Origin of the sequence: Paenibacillus ihuae, from assembly GCF_001368795.1 — a bacterium.
Classification (GTDB): domain Bacteria; phylum Bacillota; class Bacilli; order Paenibacillales; family Paenibacillaceae; genus Paenibacillus_AQ; species Paenibacillus_AQ ihuae.
This window is the reverse complement of sequence record NZ_LN831198.1, coordinates 1693115-1698117: the sequence shown is the minus strand read 5'-3', so window position 1 is coordinate 1698117 and position 5003 is coordinate 1693115. Positions and strand designations below refer to the sequence as shown.

The 5003-nt window shown below is 50.7% G+C and carries 6 protein-coding genes; 1 reads left to right on the top strand and 5 read right to left on the bottom strand.

From position 1 onward, the window contains the following. Window positions 1–88: 88 nt before the first annotated feature. The 3 genes from AQR02_RS07525 to AQR02_RS07515 all read right to left on the bottom strand — a co-directional run bounded on the left by AQR02_RS07525 (window position 89) and on the right by AQR02_RS07515 (window position 1420). Window positions 89–307: a hypothetical protein gene (locus AQR02_RS07525; protein ID WP_054940050.1), complete on the bottom strand. Its 219-nt coding sequence runs from the start codon at window positions 305–307 to the stop codon at window positions 89–91. A 117-nt stretch (window positions 308–424) separates the two neighbouring features. Further along, window positions 425–742 (bottom strand): hypothetical protein, encoded by a 318-nt coding sequence (locus tag AQR02_RS07520; protein ID WP_054940049.1) that lies wholly within the window; start codon window positions 740–742, stop codon window positions 425–427. A gap of 105 nt (window positions 743–847) precedes the next feature. Continuing rightward, window positions 848–1420: a xanthine phosphoribosyltransferase gene (locus AQR02_RS07515; protein ID WP_054940048.1), complete on the bottom strand. Its 573-nt coding sequence runs from the start codon at window positions 1418–1420 to the stop codon at window positions 848–850. A 177-nt stretch (window positions 1421–1597) separates the two neighbouring features. Between AQR02_RS07515 and AQR02_RS07510 the strand changes: the two genes are divergently transcribed. Next, on the top strand, window positions 1598–2716 hold the full coding sequence (locus AQR02_RS07510; RefSeq protein WP_054940047.1) for a YkvI family membrane protein: 1119 nt from the start codon (window positions 1598–1600) through the stop codon (window positions 2714–2716). Between the two features lie 299 nt (window positions 2717–3015). Here AQR02_RS07510 and AQR02_RS32315 read toward each other — a convergent pair whose 3' ends face one another. Next, window positions 3016–3207: a hypothetical protein gene (locus AQR02_RS32315; protein ID WP_054940046.1), complete on the bottom strand. Its 192-nt coding sequence runs from the start codon at window positions 3205–3207 to the stop codon at window positions 3016–3018. Between the two features lie 311 nt (window positions 3208–3518). After that, window positions 3519–5003: ATP-binding protein (locus AQR02_RS07500; RefSeq protein WP_425339963.1), on the bottom strand; the 1485-nt coding region annotated here is incomplete at its 5' end.

Sequence of the window (5003 nt, the reverse complement as noted above, 5' to 3'; positions counted from 1 at the left end):
ATCTAACTTTGATGGCCATCTTTACAATATAACAGATGCAGCCCCCGTCCTATTGGACGGGGGCTGCATCTGTTATACGCGGCTAGGCCTATGATTCTTCAGTAGCAGGTCTCGGTTCCGAGAAGGGCTGGAATATGTAATTGCGGTCCAGCTTCACTACACGTTTATTGGGACGGCGCACCATCACCTGAGAATCATCCCAAGCCAGAATAATGCCTTTGACATCATTGCTCTCCAGAGCATCACGAATGACACGTATTTTCTCGCCGGAAATGCGGTAGGCATCCAGCTGTTCATCGCTAATCATAAGCTCGTATTCCCCCTTCAGTTATAGCATGTATCATTTTGAAATAGATAACTCTCTTGTATCCAAAAAAAGACCCAAATGATAGCTCATTTGGGTCTTGCCTGCTTAACCAAATTCCTATATCAGCGCTTCATTCTTCTCAAACCAGAAATCAAGAACTTTAGCGGACATCACACGTTGTTCCAGATACTCAACCTGATTTTCTGTGAAATTCTCTTTCCAGTTGAAATCCAGTTCTTGACACAGACTAGTGATAGTCAAAAGTTCCGACCATGCGACATAACGTTTGTACCAGAAAAATTGAGGATGTTCAATCATATAGGGATACAGGTCGTCGAACTCTGTGTGTTTACAATCCAGCGCACGCTCGAAATGATCCTTGGCCTCGGTTAGTTTATCAATAAAAAATTGCTCTGTCACCGGTTCTTTCCCCATTGTGACGCCTCCTCTCCTATGTCTAATGCTTATTATAAAGGAAAAGTTATAGGGTGAAAAGAAGATGTTTTAAAAATAGGCTTTTGTTCCGTTAATTGTCACGGGTTATTCGCCAAAGACAACCTTCCCGTCTTCAAGCGAAGTGATGCGGACCAGAGATTCAAGCCGGATACCCTGCTCTCTGATTGTACGTGCTCCTGCCTGGAAGCATTTCTCAACGACAACGCCCAATCCGACCAGTTCAGCCCCGGAACGCTGGATAATCTTGATAAGTCCGCGTGCAGCATCGCCGTTAGCGATAATATCATCGATAAACAGAACTTTATCATCTGCCGAGATGTATTGGCGGGACAGCATAATATCGGTCACGATTCCTTTGGTGAACGACGGAACCCGCTCGCACAGCGCATCGGGATCGGCCAGCAGCGTTTTTTTGCGGCGCGCGAACACCAGCGGCACCTTCATTTCCAATGCGGTAGCAAACGCCACGGCAATACCCGAGGACTCTACGGTAACCACACGTGTAACACCGGCATCCGCAAATCTCCCGGCAAATTCCCGTCCCATTTCCATCGTAAGGATAGGATCAACCTGGTGGTTAAGCAGAGCATCCAGCTTCAGCACCTGATCCGAAAGGACAACCCCTTCCTGCAAAATCCGCTGTTTCAAAACTTCCATGACTGTGTACCTCCATTACCCTTATAATTCCAGACGTTCCACTTTACGTTTTGCTCATTTCATTAGGCGGAAGTCATGTCCTTCTGCTCATCATCATAACCTGTACTATACGGACTGCACAAGGCAATCCTGCGGGCGCTGCCCATTTTATATTTAGAGGACTTAAGGAGGGGAGCTATGAAATCGCATGTCCGCACGCTGCAAATTGCTTTCACTTATATCGGTACCATCGTAGGCGCCGGCTTTGCTACCGGACAGGAGATTCTCCGTTTTTTCACCCGGTACGGCCACTTTGCACTCCTGACCATCCTGCTATCGACTGCGCTGTTCATTTGGCTGGGCACCAAGATGATGATCATCGCCCGGCGGATTGAAGCGGATTCGTATGAAGATTTCAACCGGCATCTGTTTGGTGAAAAAGCAGGCGCCAGCATCAGCCTCTTTACGATGGTCATCCTGATCGGGGTGAACAGTATCATGTTAGCAGGGGCTGGAGCCATTTTTCAAGAGCATCTGGGGCTTCCCTATCAGACCGGACTGCTGATTACTATTGTTGGATCTTATTTTTTGCTGAAACGCGGAATTAACGGAATCTTACAAATCAACAGTCTGGTTGTACCATTGATGCTTACTCTGTCGCTAATCATTATTTTTAATACATTCGGGCTGCCCGGTGCGGAGCGTTTTCTGTTCCTGCAGACGGACAGCAGCATCTTTGGCGCATGGATGTCGCCGCTGCTCTATACTGCCTTTAACCTCGGAATGGCCCAAGCCGTGCTTGTTCCGCTGGCCCGGCACACGGATGATGAACAAGCCCTGGTGCGCGGCGGCGTACTTGGCGGGCTGGGAATAGGCTTTATGCTGCTGGCTGCACATTTTGCAATGAGCTCGCAGATGCCCGGCATCCTGCAGTTTGAGGTTCCCATGGGCAGCATCGCCTTCCGGCTAGGCCCCATTGTACAGCTGATCTATCTCCTGCTGATCTTTCTGGAAATCTTCAGCACCTTTGTTGCCGATATTTATGGTGTCAGTGTGCAGCTGAAACAGCGTCTGCCTATTGCACCAACCCTGGTAACGCCGCTGCTCATGCTGATCTGCTATTTGTTTAGCCAATTCGGCTTCAGCTCGCTGCTTGGAGTATTTTACCCGATCTTCGGTGCCTTGGCACTGGTCTGGGTCATCATGCTGCTGCGGGCCACAACCTCCCTGCCGCCGCGGACAAGTGAACCCCCCAGCCCCGATAGCAAAGGAATTACTATTGTCGCTGTAAAGCCAGCAATCCGTATTCGGAAATAACTTAACCTCCCCTAACGCCGGGAAGGGCCTGGCTCCGAAGCGAATCAGAGGGATTTATCCCTCTAATTCGCTCGGTCTGCACGCTTGAGGCTGAATCAAAGGGATTTATACCTTTGATTTACTCTATTTGGCTGCTAGCGGCTGAATCAAAGGGATTTATCCCGTTGATTTACTCTATTTGGCTGCTAGCGGCTGAATCAAAGGGATTTATCCCGTTGATTTACTCTATTTGGCTGCTGGCGGCTGAATCAAAGGGATTTATCCCGTTGATTTACTCCATTTGGCTGCTGGCGGCAGAATCAAAGGGATTTATCCCGTTGATTTACCTCCATTTGGCTGCTGGCAGCAGAATCGGGATCCACATACTCTCGACGCTTGTCCTTCAAGTTCCCCGATATTCCGTACACGCATTCATCAGCCCCGGCTCCAGCTCCAGTTCCAGTTACAGTACCAGCTGTAGCTCCCAGCTCCAGCTCCAGCTCCAGCTCCAACTCCCAGCTCCAGTTCCAGTTCCAGTTCCAGTTCCAGTTACAGTTACAGTTACAGTTACAGTTACAGTTACAGTTACAGTACCAGCTCTAGCTCCAGCTCTGTTAGAATGACTTCTTCCATTTTTCCAGAGTAACTTGTCCAGCAGACAAAAATACTCTTCCAATCCTTATAGCCATAGTATCCACAGCAGATTAAAATTAAAGTTTCTGAAACAGCTAAAAAAGCAGGAGGCAAGGGCCATGGAACTGAACACTGTCTCACGGACGGGGTAACGGTTCCTTGAAGAAGCCCTCAGCCTATGATTGCTCCTTTATACTGTGATTACCGCAGCAGCGGGAAGAATCCGTGCAGCTGCTTCCGCTACATGGCGGTGGCAGGTCATCATTACGATTTGCCGGGTGGCCGACAACTCACCAATCAGAGCCAATGCTGCAAACAGACGTTGTTCATCAAAATTGACAAACAGATCATCGAAGAGGAGAGGCAGGCTGTTCTGACGGGTCATCGTCCCGGCCAGGGCCAGCCGGATGGCGAGGTAGAGCTGTTCCGCAGTACCCCGGCTAAGCAGCCCGCTGTCTATAAGCCCTAAGGAAGCATGCTCCGCTTTTAGCTCCTTATGCCCGAGTGTCATTACAATCCGCCGGTATTCCCCTTCCGTCAGCTTCGCAAAGTAGGCAGAGGCGAGCTGCAGCACTTGCGGCTGCTTCTCCTGCTCATAAATCCGTCTTGTCCGGCCGATCAATTCTGCAGCCAAAGCGTTTACCGCATATTGCCCGGCCAGACTCCGCAACGCGGTCCGCTGTTCCTCCAGCTGCTGATTGACGGTATCCTGCATACAGCGTTCCTTCAAATATTCCCGTTCCTGCAGAAGCTTGCCCCGCTGCTGTAGGAGCATATTCCGTTCTTCTTCAATGTTAGCCGCCATATCTTCCGCGGCGGAACATTCCTGTTCCAGCGCAAAGGCATCATGATGCTCCAGAAGCTGCTGCAGCTGTTCAGCCCCGCCGCCCTCCCAGCCGCCGAACATCGCCAGCTCCCATTGACGGATAGATTTTGTCAGTTCGACCCGGAGCTGTACCGCCGACGAACGCCTCAGAAAATCTTCACCGTCCACGGCTCCTCCTTCACGCAGCAGACTGCTGCTTCGCTGCTTCAAATCCTCCAGGATCCGTCTGTTCTCCGCAAGTTCTACCTGTACCTCGGTCATCCGGGTATGGATGCCCTCCCTCCGCAGCAGTTCACGTTTCAATAAATCCCAATCCCGCTTCCGGGTCTCCAGCCAGCTGAGCAGGGTGAATACAGAAATTCCAGCATCACTGTCACCTTCAACCGAAGTAAAATAGGGTTTGTCCTGTCCCTGGATTGCTGAATTCAAAGCTATCTCTGGAATATTAAAGGCTTCCAGCGTTTCTGGCTGCTGAACTGCAGGGATGCCATTTGAATCTGTTAGAGTATCGGTTATCTCAGCATTCGACGGAATGACCGGATGGATAGCTGCTGGAACAGGACCTGCTGCGCCCGCTGATTTGACTGGATAAGAGACAGTTGAACGGCTGGCAGCTGTCTTTCCGGCCTGCTGCATCAGCAACAAGGCTTCCTGCTCATATGCGCCGCATTCCGCCTCCAGCTCTTTGAGCCGCTGAGTCAGCTTGCTATGCTGGCGGAGCAGGTCGTTGCCCTGCTCAACCAGTGCAAAAATATCAGGCAGGCCTTCAGGCGACAACCCTTCCGGCAGGCTGCGCTGACGAAGCCACTCTGCATATCGTCCGTCCAGCTCCGTGAACTCAGCCTCGGC

What these genes read in the sequence shown, in the direction of transcription:
- AQR02_RS07525 (WP_054940050.1), bottom strand. Translation starts at nt 307, where the DNA reads ATGATTAGCGATGAACAGCTGGATGCCTACCGCATTTCCGGCGAGAAA.
- AQR02_RS07515 (WP_054940048.1), bottom strand. Translation starts at nt 1,420, where the DNA reads ATGGAAGTTTTGAAACAGCGGATTTTGCAGGAAGGGGTTGTCCTTTCG.
- AQR02_RS07520 (WP_054940049.1), bottom strand. Translation starts at nt 742, where the DNA reads ATGGGGAAAGAACCGGTGACAGAGCAATTTTTTATTGATAAACTAACC.
- AQR02_RS07510 (WP_054940047.1), top strand. Translation starts at nt 1,598, where the DNA reads ATGAAATCGCATGTCCGCACGCTGCAAATTGCTTTCACTTATATCGGT.